Source organism: Kitasatospora sp. NPDC096128, assembly GCF_040303105.1.
Taxonomy (GTDB): Bacteria; Actinomycetota; Actinomycetes; order Streptomycetales; family Streptomycetaceae; genus Kitasatospora.
The window spans coordinates 173,614-193,246 of record NZ_JBEOSP010000011.1; the positions used below are offsets into that span (position 1 = coordinate 173,614).

General features: G+C 72.0%; 15 protein-coding genes. 3 read left to right on the forward strand and 12 right to left on the reverse strand.

Features of this window, described 5'->3' with window-relative positions; all coding sequences use genetic code 11:
* Positions 1 to 86: 86 nt before the first annotated feature.
* Positions 87 to 245, reverse strand: a complete 159-nt coding sequence (locus tag ABTY61_RS15420) for a hypothetical protein (RefSeq protein ID WP_188305384.1) — start codon at positions 243 to 245, stop codon at positions 87 to 89.
* The gene (locus tag ABTY61_RS15425) at positions 242 to 1,300 is read right to left on the reverse strand and encodes a hypothetical protein (RefSeq protein WP_350505467.1); all 1,059 of its coding nucleotides are present in this window, start codon (positions 1,298 to 1,300) and stop codon (positions 242 to 244) included. Before ABTY61_RS15425 ends, ABTY61_RS15420 begins: the two co-directional genes overlap by 4 nt.
* A 30-nt stretch (positions 1,301 to 1,330) precedes the next feature.
* On the opposite strand from ABTY61_RS15425, the gene ABTY61_RS15430 reads away from it, so the two are divergent.
* Positions 1,331 to 1,678, forward strand: a complete 348-nt coding sequence (locus ABTY61_RS15430; RefSeq protein WP_350505468.1) for a hypothetical protein — start codon at positions 1,331 to 1,333, stop codon at positions 1,676 to 1,678.
* Positions 1,679 to 1,776: 98 nt separating this feature from the next.
* The gene (locus ABTY61_RS15435; RefSeq protein ID WP_350505469.1) at positions 1,777 to 2,517 is read left to right on the forward strand and encodes a superoxide dismutase; all 741 of its coding nucleotides are present in this window, start codon (positions 1,777 to 1,779) and stop codon (positions 2,515 to 2,517) included.
* 28 nt (positions 2,518 to 2,545) lie between these two features.
* On the opposite strand, the gene argF is transcribed toward ABTY61_RS15435, so the two are convergent.
* The 3 genes from argF to ABTY61_RS15450 form a co-directional block, all read right to left on the reverse strand.
* Positions 2,546 to 3,547 (reverse strand): ornithine carbamoyltransferase, encoded by a 1,002-nt coding sequence (gene argF / locus ABTY61_RS15440; protein WP_350505470.1) that lies wholly within the window; start codon positions 3,545 to 3,547, stop codon positions 2,546 to 2,548.
* A 173-nt stretch (positions 3,548 to 3,720) separates the two neighbouring features.
* Positions 3,721 to 6,366 carry a polynucleotide kinase-phosphatase gene (locus ABTY61_RS15445; RefSeq protein WP_502895321.1) on the reverse strand — a complete coding sequence of 882 codons (2,646 nt, stop codon included), beginning with the start codon at positions 6,364 to 6,366 and terminating at the stop codon, positions 3,721 to 3,723.
* Positions 6,363 to 8,000: a 3' terminal RNA ribose 2'-O-methyltransferase Hen1 gene (locus ABTY61_RS15450; protein ID WP_350505471.1), complete on the reverse strand. Its 1,638-nt coding sequence runs from the start codon at positions 7,998 to 8,000 to the stop codon at positions 6,363 to 6,365. Before ABTY61_RS15450 ends, ABTY61_RS15445 begins: the two co-directional genes overlap by 4 nt.
* 141 nt (positions 8,001 to 8,141) lie before the next feature.
* Between ABTY61_RS15450 and dapD the strand changes: the two genes are divergently transcribed.
* Positions 8,142 to 9,146, forward strand: a complete 1,005-nt coding sequence (gene dapD, locus ABTY61_RS15455; RefSeq protein ID WP_350505472.1) for a 2,3,4,5-tetrahydropyridine-2,6-dicarboxylate N-succinyltransferase — start codon at positions 8,142 to 8,144, stop codon at positions 9,144 to 9,146.
* 122 nt (positions 9,147 to 9,268) lie between these two features.
* On the opposite strand, the gene helR is transcribed toward dapD, so the two are convergent.
* The 7 genes from helR to ABTY61_RS15495 all read right to left on the reverse strand — a co-directional run bounded on the left by helR (position 9,269) and on the right by ABTY61_RS15495 (position 19,633).
* Positions 9,269 to 11,428 (reverse strand): RNA polymerase recycling motor ATPase HelR, encoded by a 2,160-nt coding sequence (gene helR, locus ABTY61_RS15460; protein WP_350505473.1) that lies wholly within the window; start codon positions 11,426 to 11,428, stop codon positions 9,269 to 9,271.
* A gap of 164 nt (positions 11,429 to 11,592) precedes the next feature.
* On the reverse strand, positions 11,593 to 12,048 hold the full coding sequence (locus tag ABTY61_RS15465) for an SbtR family transcriptional regulator (RefSeq protein WP_350505474.1): 456 nt from the start codon (positions 12,046 to 12,048) through the stop codon (positions 11,593 to 11,595).
* Positions 12,049 to 12,660: 612 nt separating this feature from the next.
* Entirely contained in the window at positions 12,661 to 13,332 is a 672-nt protein-coding gene (locus ABTY61_RS15475) for a hypothetical protein (RefSeq protein WP_350505475.1), read from the reverse strand.
* On the reverse strand, positions 13,329 to 16,496 hold the full coding sequence (locus ABTY61_RS15480) for a CHAT domain-containing protein (protein ID WP_350505476.1): 3,168 nt from the start codon (positions 16,494 to 16,496) through the stop codon (positions 13,329 to 13,331). Before ABTY61_RS15480 ends, ABTY61_RS15475 begins: the two co-directional genes overlap by 4 nt.
* 449 nt (positions 16,497 to 16,945) lie before the next feature.
* On the reverse strand, positions 16,946 to 17,509 hold the full coding sequence (locus ABTY61_RS15485; RefSeq protein WP_350505477.1) for a peptide deformylase: 564 nt from the start codon (positions 17,507 to 17,509) through the stop codon (positions 16,946 to 16,948).
* On the reverse strand, positions 17,506 to 18,579 hold the full coding sequence (locus ABTY61_RS15490) for a UDP-N-acetylmuramate dehydrogenase (RefSeq protein ID WP_350505478.1): 1,074 nt from the start codon (positions 18,577 to 18,579) through the stop codon (positions 17,506 to 17,508). Before ABTY61_RS15490 ends, ABTY61_RS15485 begins: the two co-directional genes overlap by 4 nt.
* A gap of 10 nt (positions 18,580 to 18,589) precedes the next feature.
* Entirely contained in the window at positions 18,590 to 19,633 is a 1,044-nt protein-coding gene (locus ABTY61_RS15495) for a serine hydrolase domain-containing protein (RefSeq protein ID WP_350505479.1), read from the reverse strand.

A 19,633-nucleotide genomic window follows, 5' to 3' on the forward strand; every position in this document is an offset into this window, starting at 1 on the left:
GGCAGTTATCTCGATGTCGAGATAAACCATAGTGCATGCCGCCGCCATCACCACCGCAGGCATGCCCCGGTGCGTTTCGCCGCAGGTCAGCGGCCGTCCGGGCCACGGCGCTTGCGCTCCAGCCGGATCAGCCAGACCGCCCCCGCCACGATCGCGGCGGCCAGCAACAGCACCACCACGAGCTCACCACCCGAGCCGCCGGTCGGCGCCGGAGCGATGTCGGCCAACAGGGTCGTCGTCCTCATACCTTCACCTCCTTTCGGCCCGTCCGCACCTGGTCCGGGTCCGCGGCCGCGTCGGCCTCCGCGTTCCGGCCTTCGCCGAGTCCGAGCACCAGCGCCAGCAGCACCGGGAACTCCAGATACGCGTGGTAACTGGCCAGCGCCGCGTACACCGAGCGGCCCTGGGCGTAATCCACGGCGAACAACAGGGCCAGCAGCCCGCCCGCCCCCGCCCCCAGCGCCCACGCCCGGCCGCCCCGCAGACCCGGCACCCGGGCGTCGAAACGCTCCGCCGCCTCCGGCGCGTACCGCGGCAGGAACCACACCCAGACCACGTAGTGCATCGTCTGCAGGAAGGCGAACACCGCCAGGAACCGCAACCCCACCTGCGGGGTCAGCCAACCCGGCGGGGTGTACACCGCCGCCAGCCGGTCCGTCCAACCCCCCGGGCGCTGGGACAGCCAGCCGTCCAGCCACCCGCTCAGCAACAGGGCCGGCACCAGCAGCACCCAGCCGCACTGCAGCACCAGGAACGCCGCGCGCCCCCGCGCCAGCCGGCGCGACCACTCCGCCAGGAACAGCAGCGGCACCACGTTGTGCAGGTGCGCCAGCACCACGAAGTGGTACGCCGGGAAGGCCAGCGAAGCCGAAGCCGCGGCCACCAGCCCCACCCCCGCCGCCACCGACGGCCCCGGCCGGCCGCGCAGCCCGTACCGACAGGCCGCCGCCAGCAGACCATAGGCCAGCAGGATCTCCGCCGACTGGGACAGCCGCGACGCCGGCAGCAGCCGGCACACCACGATCCCGGTCACCAGCGCCAGCAGCAGCCGCAGCAGCGGACCCGCCAGCACCGCCGCGAACCGCCCGGCCACGTACCGCAGTTCCAGCACGTTGTGCAGCAGGCCGAACACCGCCAGCCCCAGCACCGCCAGACCGGTCGGCGCCCGCAGCGCCGGCACCAGAGCCGCCACCACCGCCAGCGCGAACCCCGCGAACGGCGCCCCGCCCAGCCGGACCGCCGGACCGGGCGCGGGCCACGGCCCCGCCCCGGCGGCCGCCCGGATCCCCGTGCTCGCCATGCTCCCCCTCCCCGTGGCACGATCCCCGCCGTGCGCTACCCGGTGGCCCTCGCCCTCACCCTGCTGACCGAGACACCCGTCTACACCGCCGCCCTCGCCCGGATCGGACAGGTCCGCCCCCGGCGGGCGGCGGCGGCCGGCGTGCTCGTCAACCTGGTGACCCACCCGCTGCTCTGGTGGACCCTCCGGCACTGGACCGACGGGCCCGCCGCAGCGTACTGGACCGGCTTCGCGCTCAGCGAGGCCGCGGTCTGCGTGGCCGAGGCCCTGCTGCTGTGCCCCCTCACCGGGCTGCGCCCGCGCGACCCACTGCCCTGGCTCGCCTCCGGCACCGCCAACGCCACCTCCCTGCTGGCCGGGCTGCTGCTCGGCGGCTGAACCGCCAGGGCCCGGGGCCGTGACGCGGGCCCGGGGCTCGGGCGTCCAGTCGGGCACGGGGTGGAGCCGCCCGGCACGCGGGGCACGGGGAGGCAGCGGTGATCGGTCCCCCGGACGACGCCGCGTACGTCGCCGTCGCCGAGCGGTACGGCGCGCCGCTGGTCACCGCCGACCTGCGGCTGATGCGGGCCAGCGGCCCGCGCTGCGAGATCCGGGGCATCCCGAGCGCGGCCGGCCGAGAGTGTCCCGGGCGGCCCGACGGCGTTAGCAGGGTGACCGTCGCCCTGCCCGTGGAAGGCCCGCCGATGCCCCTCCCGTTCGCCGCCGCCCTGCTGCCGCTCGCGCTGCTCGCCCCCGCCGTCGCGCCGGTCTCCGTCATGGAGGCGGACTTCGACCCGGCGACGGCCTTCGTCCCGCCGGCCGCGATCAGCTACGCCCAGGACCTGGTCCCGTACGGCTCGCACGCCACCGTCGTCACCGACCGCTCGGCGCCCGGGCGGACGGTGCTCACCGTGACGCTCGCCGGAGTCGCGGCCGGGCACGAGTTCCCGGTGCACCTGCACACCGGCACCTGCGGGGCCGACCCGGCCGCCTCCGGGCCGCACTACCAGGACGTGGTCGACCCGGTGCAGCCGTCCGCCGACCCGGCCTACGCCAACGACCGCAACGAGCTGCGGCTGGTGGTGCGCACCGACGAGCGGGGCGACGGAACCGCCACGGCCGAGGTGGCCTGGCAGCCGCGGGCCGGCCAGGCGCGGTCGCTGGTGCTGCACGCGGGCACCCCGGCCGGCCCGCACGCGGCGGGCGACCGGGTGGGCTGCGTCAAGCTGGACCGGTAGCCCCTCGGGCGTTCAGGCGTTCGGGTGTTCAGGCGCCGAGGGTCGCGACCAGGACCGCCTTGATGGTGTGCAGGCGGTTCTCGGCCTGGTCGAACACGATGGAGTGCGCCGACTCGAAGAGCTCGTCGGTGCACTCCAGTTCGGTCATCCCGGTCGCCTCGTACATCTGCCGCCCGACCACGGTGCCGAGGTCGTGGAAGGCCGGCAGGCAGTGCAGGAACTTCACGTTCGGGTTGCCGGTGGCCCGGACGGTGTCCATGGACACCTGGTACGGCTTGAGCAGCTCGATCCGCTCGGCCCACACCTCCTTGGGCTCGCCCATCGAGACCCAGACGTCGGTGTAGAGGAAGTCGGCGCCGGCCACGCCCTCGGCCACGTCCTCGGTCAGCGTGATCCTGGCGCCGGTCCGGACGGCCAGCTCCTGCGCCGCCTTCCGCACCTCCTCGGCCGGCCAGAGGGCGCGCGGGGCGACGATCCGGATGTCCATGCCGAGCAGGGCGCCGGTGACCAGCAGCGAGTTGCCCATGTTGGAGCGGGCGTCGCCGAGGTAGGCCAGGGCGACCTCGGCGAGCGGCTTGGCGGTGTGCTCGGTGACGGTGAGCACGTCGGCCAGCATCTGGGTGGGGTGCCACTCGTCGGTCAGGCCGTTCCAGACCGGGACGCCGGCGTACTCGGCCAGCTCCTCGACGATCTCCTGGCCGTGCCCGCGGTACTCGATGCCGTCGAACATCCGGCCGAGCACCCGGGCGGTGTCCTTGACGGACTCCTTGTGCCCCATCTGCGAACCCGACGGGTCCAGGTAGGTGGTGGTGGCGCCCTGGTCGTGCGCGGCCACCTCGAAGGCGCAGCGGGTGCGGGTCGAGGTCTTCTCGAAGACCAGCGCGATGTTCTTGCCGCGCAGCCGGGGCTGCTCGGTGCCCGCATACTTGGCCGCCTTGAGCCCGGCCGCGAGGTCCACCAGGAAGCGGAACTCCTGGGGCGTGAAATCGAGCTCCTTGAGGAAGTGCCTGTTCCGGAGGTTGAAGGCCATACCGGGCTCCTGGGATGACGGGACTTGGGGGAAAGCGGCAAGTGTATACGATGCCCGGAATTTCTATACAGACTGGCGGCGAAGGAGGGGAAGCCCCCGGTGGGACTTCCCCTCCTGTGCGTCCTGCACTGCCACGTTCCCACAGGCGCAGCGGTCCTGCGGGCGCAGCGGTCCTACAGGCGCGGGTCGACCGGCTCGGACTCCAGGGCGAGCACCGCGAACACCGCCTCGTGCACCCGCCACAGCGGCTCCCCCGCCGCCAGCCGGTCCAGCGCCTCCAGGCCCAGCGCGTACTCGCGCAGCGCCAGCGAGCGCTTGTGGCCCAGCGAGCGCACCCGCAGCCGCTCCAGGTGCTCGGTGTAGTCCGGGCCGTAGATGATCCGCAGGTACTCCCGGCCGCGGACCTTCATGCCCGGCTGCACCAGACCGCCCGAACGGCCCTCGCCGCGCACCGTCCGCACCATCGAGGCCAGCGGCTTGACCACCATGCCCTCGCCGCCCGCCGCCGTCAGCTCCTCCCACCAGGCGGTGGCAGCCGCCACCGAGGCCTCATCCTCGGTGTCCACCAGGACCCGCCCGGTGCGGTGCAGCACCGGCGCCGACTCGTCGTCGGCCGCCACCAGGCGGTCGATCCAGGCCAGGTGCTCGTCGTGCGGGCGCACCGCCAGGTTCGCCCCCTCCGCGGCCAGCAGCTGGAACGGCGCCAGCCGGATGCCCGCCAGACCCTCGGTCGGCCAGCAGTACCGCCGGTACGCCTCGGTGAAGGCCTGCGCATCGGCGGCGCGGCGACGCTGGCGGGCGGTCAGCTCACCGAGCTCCAGCCCACGCCCGGCCGCCTGCTCCAGTGCCGACAGCACCTCCGGCAGGGCGGCACCGGCCGCCGCGCCGACCGCCGCGTACTGGCGGCGCAGCAGCTCCACCGCCTTCAGCGACCAGGGCATCAGCTCGGCGTCCAGCAGCAGCCAGTCGGAGCCCGACTCCTCGAACAGACCGGACCGTTCGGCCGCCGCGCGGACCCTGCCGAGCACCGCGCCGGTCAGCTCCTCGTCGTCCAGGAAGGCCCGGCCGGTCCGGGTCCAGATCGCTCCCGGCCCGGCCACGCCGAAGCGCCGCTCCAGCGCCGCGGCGTCCCGGGCGACCAGCAGCACCGCGCGCGAGCCCATGTGCTTCTCCTCGCACACCAGGTGCCGGACCCCGTCCGCGCGGTAGGCGAAGAAGGCCTCCTCCGGGTGCTCCAGGTAGCCCTTGCGGCGGGAGGTCGGGCTCGGCGCCATGGTCGGCGGCAGGTAGGCGAGCAGCCGCGGGTCCAGCGCGAAGCGGCTCATCACCTCCAGCGCGGCCGCCGCGTTCTCCTCGCGGACCGCGACCCGGCCGTGCAGAGCGGTCTCCACCGTCCGGCGCCCCGCCACGTCGGCGAGGTCCAGCGGACGGCCCTCCCGGGCACCCGGCGCGTCGGTGATCAGCGGGCGCACCGGGGCGTACCACTCCCGCTCCGCCTCGACGCTCACCAGCTCGCGCTCCGGGTAGCGCAGCGCGGTCAGGCTGCCGCCGAAGACGCAGCCGGTGTCCAGGCAGATGGTGTTGTTGACGAAGCTCGCGCTCGGTACCGGGGTGTGGCCGTAGACCACCAGCGCCCGGCCCCGGTACTCCTCCGCCCACGGGTAGCGCACCGGCAGCCCGTACTCGTCGGTCTCGCCGGTGGTCTCCCCGTACAGCGCGTGCGAGCGCACCCGGCCGGAGGCGCGACCGTGGTAGCGCTCCGGCAGGCCGGCGTGGCAGACCACCAGGGCACCGCCGTCCAGCAGGTAGTGGCTGACCAGGCCGCGCATGAAGGCCCGCACCTCGGCCCTGAACTCCTCGCTCTCCCCGGCCAGCTGGTCCAGCGACTCCTGGAGGCCGTGCGAGACGGTGACCTTCTTGCCGTCCATCGCCCGGCCGAGCTTGTTCTCGTGGTTGCCCGGCACGCAGATCGCGTGGCCGGCCGCCACCATGCCCATCACCAGGCGCAGCACGCCCGGGGTGTCCGGGCCGCGGTCGACCAGGTCGCCGACGAACACGGCGGTGCGGCCCTGCGGGTGGACGGCGTCCACCGGACGGCCCTCGGCGTCCCGGCCGAGCGTGTAGCCGAGGCGGGTCAGCAGGGTCTCCAGCTCGGAGCGGCAGCCGTGGATGTCGCCGACGATGTCGAACGGGCCGGTGAGGTGGCGCAGGTCGTTGAAGCGCTTCTCCAGCTCGATCTCGGCGGCCTCCACCTCGGCCTCGCCGCGCAGGATGTGCACCTTGCGGAAGCCCTCACGCTCCAGGCCGCGCAGCGAGCGGCGCAGCTCGCGGTTCTGGCGCGGGACGACGTGGGCGGGCAGCTGGCGGTCCGGGCGGGAGCGGTTGCGCTCGGCGCACACGCCCGGCGGGACGTCCAGCACGATCGCGATCGGCAGCACGTCGTGCGCCCGGGCGATCGCGACCAGCTGACGGCGGGCCTCCTGCTGGACGTTGGTGGCGTCCACCACGGTGAGGCGGCCGGCCGCGAGGCGCTTGCCGACGATGTAGTGCAGGACGTCGAAGGCCTCGGCGGACGCCGACTGGTCGTTCTCGTCGTCGGCCACCAGGCCGCGGCAGAAGTCGGAGGAGACCACCTGGGTGGGCAGGAAGTGGCGGCGGGCGAAGCTGGACTTGCCCGCGCCGCTGGTGCCGATCAGGACGACGAGGGAGACGTCGGTGACGGGGAGGCGGCGGGGGGCCGGGGCGGGGGCGGCCTCGGTGGCCTCGGTGGCCTCCGGCTCGGTCGCGGGTGCTTCGGCGCTGGTCGCGTCCTCGGTCATCGGGTCTCGCCTCCTTCGGGCGTCGTGGTGGTGTCGGGCGTGGTGGTGTCGGACGTGGTGGTGTCGGACGTGGTGGTGTCGGACGTGGTGACTGCGGCGTCGGTCACGTTGTCGGTCACGGCGCGGAACAGGGCGAGCTGGGTCGGCGGGCCGACCTCCGGGTCCTCCGGGCCGACCGGGCGCAGCTCCACCGTGTAGCCGTACGCCGCCGCGACCTTCCCCGCCCAGGCGGCGAACTCGGCGCGCGACCACTCGAAACGGTGGTCCGCGTGCCGGACCCGGCCCGCCGGCAGGCTCTCCCAGCGGACGTTGTACTCGACGTTGGGCGTCGTGACGACCACCGCCTTCGGGCGGGCCGCGCCGAACACCGCGTACTCCAGGGCGGGCAGCCGCGGCAGGTCCAGGTGCTCGATCACCTCGCACAGCACCGCCGCGTCGTAGCCCTTCAACCGGGCGTCGGTGTACGTCAGCGCGCCCTGCGCCAGCGTCACCCGCGCCGCCAGCCGCTCGGGCAGGCGCTCCAGGCGCAGCTTGCGGTTCGCCGCCTGCAGGGCCCGCGCCGACACGTCCACGCCGAGGATGTCGGCGAACCGGGCGTCCTTCAGCAGCGTACCGATCAACTCGCCCTGGCCGCAGCCGAGATCGGCGACCCGGGTCGCGCCGGTGTCGCGCAGGGCGGCGAGGATCGCGGTGCGGCGCTGCTCCGCGAGGGAGGGCTGCTTGGGCTCGTCCTGCCCGTCCTGCCCCGCCCCTCCGGCCGGCTCGTCCGTGGTGTGCCCGGGGCTCTCCTCCTCCGGCCGGTCGTCGACCGCGTTGTCGATCTCCTCGACCTCGCGGTCGTCCGCCTCGGCCAGCCGGGCCAGTTCCAGGCGCTCCATCGCGGCCCGGGTCAGCGACCAGCGCCGGGACAGGTAGCGCCGGGCGATCAGCGCCCGCTCCGGGTGCGCCGCCAACCAGCCCTCACCGGCGGCGAGCAGCTTGTCCACCTCGTCCGGGGCGACCCAGTAGTGCTTCGCGCCGTCCAGCACCGGCAGCAGCACGTACAGCTGCTGGAGTGCGTCGGCCAGCCGCACCGACTCCGAGGCGAGCACGATCCGCACGTAGCGGGACTCGCCCCACTCCGGGAACGCCTCGTCCAGCGGGACCGCCGACGCCTCCACCCGCCAGCCCAGCGGCTCGAACAGCCGGGCCACCATCGCCGGGCCGCCGGCCTCGCCCGCGCCGTTCGCGGGCACCGCGGGCAGCTCGATCCGCAACGGGCGGACCTGCCCCGGCAGTTCCGGGCGCAGCCGGCAGTCGCCCTTCATCGCCGAGCGGAACACCGTCCGCAGCGCCACCGCGAGCAGCGAGGACGCGGCGTACGGGCGGTCGTTGACGTACTGGGAGAGCGCGAAGTCGGGCGAACCGCCGCGCCCCTTGCCGTTGCCCCGGCCCTTGCGGACCAGCGCGATCGGGTCGATGTCCAGCAGCACCGCCGCCGTGCAGACCTCGTCCTCCGCCCGGGGGTAGAAGACGTGGGCCTCACCGTGCGACGTCGTGAACCGCTGGACCTTGCCGGGATGCTTGTGCAGCAGGAACCCGAGATCCGTCGCCGGGCGCTCGGCGCTGCCTGTGGTGGAAATCGACATGAACACCCGGCCGAGTATTGCCCAGCACCAGGCGTCCCAGCACCGGGTTTTCCCGCCCCGCACGCCGCCGGCCTGCGGATCCGAGCGGCGCGTCCGGACGATGGGCGTGTTCGGCAGCGGAGCCCGCCATTGGTTAACGTGCACGGTGTGACTGCTGAATCCACCTCGCTCGAATCCACCTCCCCGGCGACCGGTGCCGTGGCCACCGGCCTGGCCACCATCGCCGCCGACGGGACCGTCCTCGACACCTGGTACCCCGCCCCCGCGCTGGCCGCCGAACCCGGCCCGGCCGGCACCGTGCGGCTGACCGCCGAGCAGGCCGAGGCCGAGCTCGGCGCCGGCGCCGGCGCCGCCCTGCGCAGCGACGCCCGCCGCGGCGTCGAGGTGGTCGCCGTGCGCACCACCATCGCCTCGCTGGACGAGAAGCCGCTCGACACCCACGACCTGTACCTGCGCCTGCACCTGCTCAGCCACCGCCTGGTCCGGCCGCACGGCCAGAACCTGGACGGCATCTTCGGCCTGCTCGCCAACGTCGCCTGGACCAGCATCGGCCCCGTCCCGGTCGACCTGGTCGAGCAGGCCCGCCTCGCCGTCCGCGCCCAGGGCGGCCAGCTGGCCGTCTACGGGATCGACAAGTTCCCGCGGATGACCGACTACGTCGCCCCCACCGGCGTGCGCATCGCCCACGCCGACCGCGTCCGGCTCGGCGCGCACCTCGCGCCCGGCACCACCGTGATGCACGAGGGCTTCGTCAACTTCAACGCCGGCACCCTCGGCACCTCGATGGTCGAGGGCCGGATCAGCGCGGGCGTCGTGGTCGGCGACCACAGCGACATCGGCGGCGGCGCCTCGATCATGGGCACCCTGTCCGGTGGCGGCAAGCAGGTCGTCTCCGTCGGCGAGCGCTGCCTGCTCGGCGCCAACGCGGGCATCGGCATCTCGCTCGGCAGCGACTGCGTCGTCGAGGCCGGCCTGTACGTCACCGCCGGCACCCGGGTCACCACCCCGGACGGCACGGTGGCCAAGGCCGTCGAACTGTCCGGCCAGGACAACCTGCTGTTCCGCCGCAACTCGCAGACCGGCGCGGTCGAGGTCATCGCCCGCTCCGGCTCCTGGGGCGGTCTGAACGCGGACCTGCACGCGCACAACTGACCCGCCCGCGCCCAACTGGCCTGGGGGCGCACAACTGACCTGCGGGCCAAGGGCCTTGACGGTACCCCGAGGGGCCCGGCGCCGGGATGCGCCGGGCCCTTCCGCGTACCCGCGGTCGCGCCTCAGCTGCTGCGCAGGATGACGAGCCGGCTGGTCGCCCTGGTCATCGCGACGTAGCGGTCCACCGCGCCCTCGACACCGTCGCCGAACGCCTCCGGGTCGACCAGGACCACCAGGTCGAACTCCAGCCCCTTGGCCAGCTCCGGGGTGAGCGAACGGACCCGCGACCGCTCCCGGAAGCCCGGAGCGCCGATGACGCAGGCGACGCCCTCATCGTGCTCCGCGAGCCAGGAGTCCACCACCGCCGACAGCTCCGCCACCGATCCGTGCCGCACCGGGATGCCGCTGCTGCGCACCGAGGTCGGCACGTTGGCGTCCGGCAGCGCCGCCCGGACGGCCGGCTCGGCCACCGCCATCACCTCGGCCGGCGTGCGGTAGTTGATGCTCAGCGAGGCCATGGTGGTGCGGTCGAGGCCGACCCGGTCGAGCCGCTCCTGCCACGACTCGGCGAAACCGTGCCGGGCCTGGGCCCGGTCCCCGACGATGGTGAAACTCCGGGACGGGCAGCGCAGCAGCAGCATCTGCCACTGGGCGTCGGTCAGTTCCTGCGCCTCGTCCACCACGATGTGGGCGAACGGGCCCGCCAGTGGCTCCGCGTCGGCGGCGGGCAGCGCGTCCTCGTCGACCAGGGTGTCCTGGAGGTCCCGGCCGCGCAGCATCGTCACCACGCCCTCGCCGTCGTCGTCGGCCTGGATCAGGTCGCCGATCACGTCCGCCATCCGCTCCCGCTCGGCGGCCGCCGAGGCCCGTCGGCGCTGTCGGCGCAGGGTCGCCTCGCGGTCCCCGAGCCGCTGCCGGGCCGCGTCCAGGAACGGCAGGTCGGAGACCGTCCACGCCTGCGGGGCGTGCTTGCGCTGGAGCGCGCGGACCTCCTCCGGGGCGAGGTGCGGCGCGCACATCCGCAGGTAGGCGGGCACCGACCAGAGGTCGCCGACCAGGTCGGTCGCGTCGAGCAGCGGCCAGGCCCGGCCGAGCGTCTCCACCAGCTCCCGGTCCTGCCGCAGCGAGCGGCGGAACAGCTCGGGCGGGACCTCCTCCTCACCCTGCCCCAGCTTGTCCAGCAGGATCGCCGCCAGCTCGTCCCAGACCTGCTCGCGCGCCTCGTTGTGCGGGGTGCCCGGGTCCGGGGCGTCGAAGGCCTCGGCCCAGTCCCCGGCGCTCAGCCAGAGGTCGGCCCAGTGGGTGCTGACCAGCATCCCCTCGGTCGGCGGCTCCTCGTAGAACCGGACGGCCTTCTCGATCGCCCGCACCAGCTCCGCCGAGGACTTCAGCCGCGCGACCTCCGGGTCCGTCTCCTCCGGCGCGTCCGCGCCCTCGGGCACCAGGTCCCGCAGGGTGCAGGTGCGCACACCCTCCTCGCCCAGGCTGGGCAGGACGTCGGCGACGTAGTTCAGGTACGGCTGGTGCGGGCCGACGAACAGCACGCCACCGCGCCGGTGGCCGAGGCGGGGGTCGGCGTACAGCAGGTAGGCGGAGCGGTGCAGGGCGACCACGGTCTTGCCGGTGCCGGGGCCGCCGTCGACCACCAGGGCGCCGCGCGAACCGGCCCGGATGATCGCGTCCTGGTCGGCCTGGATGGTGGCCAGCACGTCCCGCATCCGGGCCGAGCGGTTGCCGCCCAGGCTGGCGATGAACGCGGACTGGTCGTCGAGCGCGGCGTGCCCCGCCAAACCCTCGGCGGTGAACACCTCGTCCCAGTAGTCGGAGATCCGGCCGCGGGTCCAGCGGTAGCGGCGGCGGCTCGCCAGGCCCATCGGGTCGGCGTGGGTCGCCGCGAAGAACGGCTCGGCCGCGGGCGAGCGCCAGTCGACCAGCAGCCGCCGGCCCTCGCTGTCGGTGAGCCCGAGCCGGCCGATGTACAGGGGCTCGGCGCCCGCCGCGGTCACGGTGCGCCCGAGGCACAGGTCCAGGCCGTAGCGGCGCAGGGCGCGCAGCCGGCCGCTCAGCCGGTGGACCTCGATGTCGCGGTCCATCGCTGCCCGCCCGGCGCCGCCCGGGGCCCGGCGCACGGTGTCGAGTTGGTCGGAGAGTTCGGCGATCGCCCGCTCCAGGCTCTCCGCGACGGCCGCGAAGTGCCGCTCGTCGGCCGCGACCAACGCGGGGTCGGCCTTGGCGGACAGCCGCTCGGGGAGGTCGAAAGCGCTGGTGGTCAGGGGGTTCATGGCATCAGCTCCGATCTGAGGCCTGCGATTGTGCGCCACCACAGGGGCCTTGCCGCAAGGCCCCCCGTGCGCTATAGGTTGATAGTGGCGGGGGGTGAGTTCTCCCCCTTCGCTGTTCTCCCTCCCCTGCTCCGGCTCCCCTCGGAGGAGCCCGGCCGACCTGCTCAGCGGGGTCGCAGTCCGTCGAGGGCGAGGTCGATGAGCCGACGCCAGTCACCGCTGTCGGTGCGGATGACCGCGGACAGGCAGCCGACGATCATGTAGACGTCCGCGACGGTGCTGTCCCCCCGGATACTGCCGGCGGCCCGCCCCTGTTCGATCAACGCACCTACGGCGCTTTCGAGTTGCCCGCGCGTCTCGCCCGTCGGGGCGGTCGAAGCCGATCCCCTGGCCGCCTCGATCGCCGCGGACAACCCCCGGTCGCCGTCCAGCACCTCGCCGACGTAGTGCAGGTACCGGGTCAACCCCTGCCCGGCGTCCGGGTGTTGCAGGCATTCCGTACGGGCGACACCCGCGACCCGGTCCAGCCGCCCCTCGCGGCGATCGACCGCGCCGTAGCGGACTCCGTCCTTGCGGGCGAGGCGACGCTGATCGCCCTCTCGCTGTGGGTGACCCTGCACGGGCTCGTCACCCTCTAGCTGACCGGAGCTCTCGACGCCGCCACGGCCGAGACCGCGTTCCCATCGACGGTTCACGCCACGCTGCGCGGCTGGGCGACCCCCATGGCGTTTCGCAGCCTTCGGAGCACTGACCCCGCGCTGTGACGGCGGTCGCGACCAACGTCGACCACTTCCTGTCGTCCTGCTCGCCCGCCGCCTGCCCCCCCCCCCCCCCCGATCGACCACGTGCGCGGAGCAGGCTGCAGTCACGGATCTGTGGCCAGTGGTGAGGGCTCGCATGGCTCAGAAGTGCGACTGGGACCAGAACTGCGACCAGGAGACGCAGAAGGCCCGGACTGCTTCGCAGCAGTCCGGGCCTTGGGCCGGCGGAGGATACGAGATTCGAACGCGTGAGGGTTATATCCCAACACGCTTTCCAAATGTTCGTCCGGCTGTCCAGGGACGGCCGTAGGGGCCCTGACCTGCGGCAGAATGACTCAGCGGCCAGTGACTGTACGGTGCTGGACGGGGGTGAATGCAACCAAAACTGCAACCATGGAGGCTGTGGTCTGAGAGGCCCTTCCTGCCTTGCTGATCAATTGCCGGGGCGCCCGCTTCGTGGCGGCGCGAGGGTTAGTGGCCCGCCAGCACCAGGGACTGCGACGCCGGCGTAAGCCGTGCCCGGTAGCGGCGTACGCCCCAGCTGCGATGCTCCAGTTCGGCCGCTATCAACACCTCTGCGGTATTCACTCGGTTGGGTACCAGTTCCACCAGTGCGGCCACCGGGTGATCCCCAACCAACGGGAAGCGCTTGACCGGGCGGAACTCCCACTGAGGGTTCGGCTGGGATGAGCCGTAGCCGCGGACCATCCACTCCTCTTTCGTCGGTTCAGTTCCTGTCGGCCTCTGGATACCAACGTCCAACACCCCGGCCTTGACCGTGAAGCTCATGCCCGAGCTGGGGCCGGTAACCGGGCGGGTGCGCTCGCCTGGGTCGATCAGTCGCGCGACAGGCCGTGTCTCCTCGTCCGATGAGGACAGCGAAACAGCCAGCGAGGCGTGCCGGAACACGCCATCGCTCGTGTCTGTCTCCGGACGGAACGAGCACACCATCAGCAGTTGTCGGAACTCACGGTCGGGCGCGGCCTCGACGTAGGACAGCCAGTCGGCCGAGACCACCTCGTTGTTGGCCGACAGCAGGTCCCATCCGAACGTCAGCCTGCCGTGCAGTGGGCCAGCCTCGGCCGGGCTGCCAAGCGTGCGTTCCGGCACGAGTTCGATGTCGTGCAGCCGAACCTCGGTCATGCGGCGGCTCCCTTGCTCCGACCCTGCAGGTAGGTGAACGCTCCCCAGTCACGGTAGTGGGTGTACCTGGCACGGGTGGCCAGTTGGGCATCACGAAACGCCTGGACCGGATCCACACCGTGTGCGACCAGATGGTGCAGGCGGTAGTAGAAGTACGTAGCAGGTTCCGGCTGTACGGGCCAAAGGCATCCGACAACTGCCTGTGCCCCAGCGGTTATCAGTGCCGAGGGGATGCCGCGGACGTTGTCCCCTCGGTCGAACCGGCCCAGCGCCGACTCGCACGCGGCGAGGGTGACGAGGCGGACGCCGCGAAGGTCAGCAGTCAGGAAGTCGTGGGCGAAGACCCGGCCGTCGTCGTCACCGTCCGGAGTGAGGTAGAGGCAGTGCATCCACGGCGCGTCCTGGTCCATCGTCCCGTGTGCGGCGACGTGAACAACGTCGGCCGTGGACAATTCGGCGAGCAGCGCGGCGCGGTTCGCCGCAGGTCCGATGAGGGCCTTCGTGCCGACTGCCTCGGCTACTTTCCGGGCGTGATCTTCCAACGCCGGTTCGGCGTAGAGGCCGTAGGGCGTACCGCCAGACGCAGAGGCCAGCACGGCGGTGCGGTGTTCCCTGATCGGGCCCTCGACAGGCGCCAGAGCATCCAGGCCGGCGATGGTGATGACCGTCCAATCATCCGCGATCACGCGGCCCCCGGGGCGGCACAGCGCGGCCGGAAGGTAGTGCAGCGCGCCGTGCGGCCAGACCAGCAGCCGGTTCTTTCCCTGAGCGCGCCACTCCTCCCAGTAGTCGTTGCCGCCAAACAGTGTGGAGCTCAGCTCCAGCAACCGAAGGCCTTCCGGTGTCATGTCGGCGAACAGTGGGTCGTGCTGAATTTCCGTCCGGATCGCCTCGACCTGGTCCGCCACGCGATGCCGCTCCTGGCTCTCACCCTCGCCGTCGCCCGCGTCGCCGAGTTGGATGGCCAATGTCCGGCCCTGCCGGGTGATGGCCAGCAGCACGGCCGCGGCACCCACGTACATGGGGAGGAACCAGGACAGCAGCACAGTCTGGTCGTCCAGGAGCTCGTGCGCGCGGGCCCACAGGTGCTGGTCGTCGATGAGAGCTGCCGTGCGGCTGCGCAGCGCGTTGTCGATGAACGATGAGATGCGCCACCGCAGGTTCCGGGCGAGCTGCTTGTGATCTCGTCCTGCGGGACGGAGGTCAGCGTCGAGGAAATTCAGGAGACCTGGCGAGCCACCCGCGACGCTGGCAGGTTCCTCCAAATCACGTAGCCTGCCGACGAAATGCTGGATGTGGCCGGGCAGCGCGAGCGGACCGTCGATCCGCCACCATGCACCCAACTCCGCTCCCTTTCCAACCTGGTGGAGTCCGAGCATCAGCGCCATGGGCAGAGTTTCGATCTCTCCGGCGAGCTGCCAGACCGCTGTGTGAACGAGGTCGCGCAGCACCTCGGCGAGTTCTGGCGCGCCGCTCGGATGAAAGTTCGGCACATACACGATGACCACATGCAACGCGCTCTGGAGCTCCTGGCCTTGAAGGTTGCCCAACTGCTGTACGAACGGCACCAGGCTCGCCCGGGCCAGTTCCTCAAAGCCGAGCGAGGCATAGGCGAGCGCCGCGTAGCTGTAGTAGCCCCACGGGATCGGAAGTGGACCCGGGATCGGGGTGCCTGCCTCGGCCGCCTGGTGGTGCAGGTCCCCTGCCAGCAGCCGGACTTCTTCGCTCTGCTCTGCCTCTGCCTGCCGTAACAGGGCGAGCCCCAGCGCCGACTGTTCCCGGTCTCGGGCGTGCGCGGCCATGTGCAACAACGCAGCCGACCGCTGTGTCGACGTCCAAGAGCTCGGGAGCGACGTAATGAGTGGCTGGTCGTTGCTGGGGCAGGTGGTGGGATCGCCGGGCAACACGTGCAGTCGCGCCTCGATCAACTGCCTTCGATGCGCGGAATCCCACTGGAAGCTGAGCTGGTCCACCCAGCTCAGCACGGTCCTGAGCAGCGGCTGGTTGCCATGCTCCCGTGCCAGGTTGATGCCCTGGCTGATCACGTTCGAGGTCATCGTGGTGCCGTGGGCGGCAACGAAATCTGCTAAGGGCGTTCCGAACACTGCTGCGATCAGCCCTCTGACCGTGTCCGGGTGAACCTCGTCCACTGTCCTGAGCAGGAAGAGGAGGAGATCCGGTTCGGTCGCGGTGGACGATTTGAGCAGCGCCGACAGCGCGGCGCGGGCAGCCTCCTGGTCGACGCCCTCCTCGTTGGCGTAGATCACTGCGAGCAAGGCCAGCAGCCGGGGACGCCGTGTTCCGCGGTTCAACCGCAGCGCGCGCACCGCCAAATCTGCCGCCTCCACGAGAAGGCGGTGAGACTGCCCCTGGAAGGGCTCCTCGTCGGTGAACCAGGTGCGGTACAGCTCCGCCGTCAAACGCGCGACCCAGGTGCTCTGTCCCCCGCGGGCGTACTCGTCGGCTGCGAAGTACTCCGCTCCGCGCATGGCCACCCGCAGCCGCGCAGCGGCCAGCAAGGCGGCCTCCAACTCAGCGGAGTCGCTCACCATGGCGATCAGCCGCGCCGACACCGCATCGGCCTCGTCGAACACCGCTTGCTCGCCCCGGCTGGCCACCAACGGCACAGCGCACTCGACAGTGCGCAGCGCCGCGACTCGCCATGTGTCGGCCACCGCAGCGGCATCGGCGAGCTCTGTGACCAGCCGCCAGTAGACGAACATGAGTTCCGTCAGGCCGCGATGCTCGATGAACTCGTCACGGAACAGCAGAGCCAGCATCGTCTCGGCAGAGAGAGCGCGGTACTCGGCCAGGACCTGTCGCGTCCGCTCCAGTTCGCGTGTCAGGTATTTGGCCTGATCCAGGGAGAGGATGCGCTCGCAGACGAAGTCTGCCAACTCCAGCAGTTCGCCGACAGGGTCTATGAGGAACCTGACGGTCGGGTGGTCCGGGTCTGCTCCTCCTTCCCCCTCAGGTTCGTGGCCAAGCTCCCCGAAATGCACTGAGCCGGCGCACACCATCCCCTGTCGTGTTTCGAAGGTGAGTGCACCGAACAGATCGTCAGTGGCCGGCAACACATGGGAGACGACCAGCACGACCGATCCCGAAGCACCCGCCGCTTCCAACCAGCCGGGCGGCAGCTCCAGATCGAGGTCATGCACCATGGGCGCGCCGCCAGGGCTACGGACGGAGAGTAGATTTCCGCCCTCTCGTACGACGGCCCACCCGGGAACGACAGGCTCGCGGAGAGGCAACTCGTTCAGCGAGAGAAGGGCTGGCAAGCCCCGTGCGTACGCGCGGGTGAACAGACTTCCGGCGCTCCCGCTGCCGGTGGTGAATGGGCTGATGCTGGCCAGGCCAACTGCCAGCCCGGCCCGTCGAATGCCACCCACTTCCGCTATGAACGCCCACCCAGTGATGTCCCGCGAAAGCCGCACTTCAGTCCCTTAATATCGACCAGTTACCGACAGGTAGCGGTGCGCACGGGCCACGTTGAGTTCGCGGTGGATCAGGCGGGCCAGTCCGCGTTCCTAGATGCTGGCATGCAGCTGGTGGTCCACGGGTGGGCTTGGCCGGATGCCGATCGACGTGCTCCGGAGGTCAGCTGAGCTGATCAGTAGGACCAGGTCGAGCCCGTTCCGCGGTATTCCTCGACGGGGATCGGGTGGACGTCGGGGCGCATGCGGTCGGTGTAGAGCAGGCCGTCGAGGTGGTCGATCTCGTGGGCGACGAGGCGGGCGAGGCCGAACTCGTAGGTGACGGTGGTGATGGTGCCGTTGAGGGTGGTTGCGGTGCCATTCATCCGGAGGGGGCGGGGAACCATGCCGCGGACGTCGAAGAAGCTGAGGCAGCCCTCGTACTGTTCATCGGTCTCGTCGGAGACGGCGGTGATCTTCGGGTTGATCAGGATGATCGGCTCGGCGCCGGCGGTCGGGGGAAGGACGAGGGCGGCGGCGCGGGGGATGCCGATCTGCGGGGCGGCGAGGCCCATGCCCTTGGCGAAGGAGTGGACGCGGCCGATGCGATCGACGGCGGTGAACAGTTCGTCGATCACGGTCTGGGCGGCGGCGTGTTCGGCCGGGAGGTCGAAGGGTTCGGCGGGCTGGTTGAGGACGGGGACGCCCCGTTGGACGACGCCGAGGGACTGCATCTGCTGGCTGGGTCGCACCTCGATCACTTGATCTCCTTGGTCTGCTGCGGGTCGTTGGCGGTGGAGGTCCAGGCGCCGACCAACGTCGGCTCGGGCCGGAGCTTGATCCCGGTCGCGATCTCGACCTGGGCCGAGAGTTCGGTGAGGGCCTGGGCGAAGCCCGTCGCGGTCGCTCCGTCGTGGGCGGTGAGGGTAAGGGTGCGGCGGTCCGAGCAGCGAATGCCGTCTGCGATCTTGTAGGCGGGGCGGTAGCCGGTGTGCTCCAGCAGCCAGCCGGCGCTGGCCCGCAGCTGCCCGTCGCTGTCGGTGTGGACCGGGCAGCCGGCAGCCGACCAGCGGGCGGCCTGGGCGGCGGTGACAGGCGGATTGAGGAAGACCGATCCGGCCTGGCGGGCATCGGGCCCGTGGGGGTCGAGGAGGAGTCCGCGGCGGTGACGGTTGGCGAGGACGGCGGCGGCCACCTCGGCCACGGGCGGTCGGGCGCCGACGTGGACGCCGAGTTCGTCGGCGAGCGGCTGATAGGTGATCGGGGCGGCCGGTGAGCGGGTGAGGTGGAACGTCGTGGTGAGGATGGTCCAGCGGCCGGGGTCGTTCTTGAAGCGGCTGTCGCGGTGGCGAAGGCGGCAGGCCGGGGCGGGCAGGGTCCGCAGTCGGCCCATGTCCCAGTCCCAGGCGGTGAGGTGGTCGAAGGCGTCGGACACCTGCTGGCCGTAGGCTCCGGCGTTCTGGACGGGGGCGGCGCCGACAGTTCCGGGGATGCCGGCCAGGCACTCGATCCCGGCGAGGCATTCGGCTGCGGCCCACTGGACGAAGTCGGCGAGCGGGTGGCCAGCCTGGACGGTCGCGGCCATCGTGTCGTCGTCCACCCGCTTCACGGTGATGCCCCGGGTGTTCATCACGGCGACGGTGCCCTCGTGGCCGGTGTCGGAGGCGATGACGTTGCTGCCGTGGCCGAGGGTGAGGGGTGCCTCTTCCTGCCGGTCGCCGATCGTACGGACCAGTTCGAACCAGTCGTCGGGGTCGGCGACCTGCAGGACATCGCTGACCGGGCCGCCGAGCCGCAGGGTGGTCAGGGCCGCGAGCGTGGGACGGGGCACGGGGGGCCTCCTAGGGTTCGTCGGTGATCGCCTTGAGGGCGAGGGTTCGCAGCGGGGCGAGGCGGGTGCGGTTGTCCTGGTGGTGGTAGACGGCGTTGGTGCAGATGGCCAGGTAGCGGCCGGTGACCGGGGCGAGGTAGAGGCTGGTGCCAGTGAAGCCGTGGTGGTAGGCGACCCGGCCCTCGTCGGCGAGGATCCAGGCCAGGCCACGGTCGAGGCCGGGCTCGATCTCGGCCTGCGGCTGCATGCTGTGGGCGAGCCAGCGGCCCAAGGGCCCATCGGTGGCGTGCGAGGACAGCAGGTGGGTGGCGAAGGTGGCGAGGTCGGCCGGGGTGGTGAATACCCCGGCGTGGCCGGCGACGCCGCCGAGCAGGGCGGCGTTGTCGTCGTGCGGCATGCCCCACAGTCGGGGCCCGCCGGTCAACCGCTGCTCGGTCGGGGCGACGCGGGCAGAGCGGGCGACGGGCCCGTAGGTGGTGGCGGTCATGCCGATGTGCTGCCAGAGCTCGGCCGCCAGCTCGTCCAGGCGCTGGCAGCGATAGTGGGCCAGGGCCAGGCCGAGGAGGATGAAACCGCGGTTGACGTAGCGGTGTTCGGCTCCGGGTTCGGCGGTCAGGTCCTCGCCGCAGATCAGTTCGGCCAGTGGCTCGGTGCGGTTGCGGTACTGGTCGAGGCGGGTGTCGGCCCGCAGGCCGGAGGTGTGGGCCAGTACCTGGCGAACCGTCACCTTGCCTCCGGACGCCTCGGCCGGGATGCCGGTCAGCAGTTCGCGGATCGGGGTGTCCAGGGTGAAGCCGTCCATGAGGGAGGTGCCGACCAGCGGCCAGGTAGCCAGGACCTTGGTCAGCGACGCCACGTCGTACACCGTGTCCGGCCCCGGCCGGGCGTCGCCGCACTCGGGGGCGACAACGCCGGAGGCCAGGTAGCCGGGCTCGGTGTCGAAGGTGCCGTGGGCGATGACCCCGCCGGGCACGGTGCCGTCTGCGGTCATCAGGTCCAGGCACTCGCGCAGGTCGGCGAGCGCGTTCGGGGTCCACGGCACGGTGGTGGTCAC

Coding starts and splice junctions, on each gene's coding strand:
- ABTY61_RS15480 (WP_350505476.1), bottom strand. CDS start 16,496: ATGGTGCATGACCTCGATCTGGAGCTGCCGCCCGGCTGGTTGGAAGCG.
- ABTY61_RS15445 (WP_502895321.1), bottom strand. CDS start 6,366: ATGACCGAGGACGCGACCAGCGCCGAAGCACCCGCGACCGAGCCGGAG.
- ABTY61_RS15475 (WP_350505475.1), bottom strand. CDS start 13,332: ATGACCGAGGTTCGGCTGCACGACATCGAACTCGTGCCGGAACGCACG.
- argF (WP_350505470.1), bottom strand. CDS start 3,547: ATGGCCTTCAACCTCCGGAACAGGCACTTCCTCAAGGAGCTCGATTTC.
- ABTY61_RS15420 (WP_188305384.1), bottom strand. CDS start 245: ATGAGGACGACGACCCTGTTGGCCGACATCGCTCCGGCGCCGACCGGC.
- helR (WP_350505473.1), bottom strand. CDS start 11,428: ATGAACCCCCTGACCACCAGCGCTTTCGACCTCCCCGAGCGGCTGTCC.
- ABTY61_RS15425 (WP_350505467.1), bottom strand. CDS start 1,300: ATGGCGAGCACGGGGATCCGGGCGGCCGCCGGGGCGGGGCCGTGGCCC.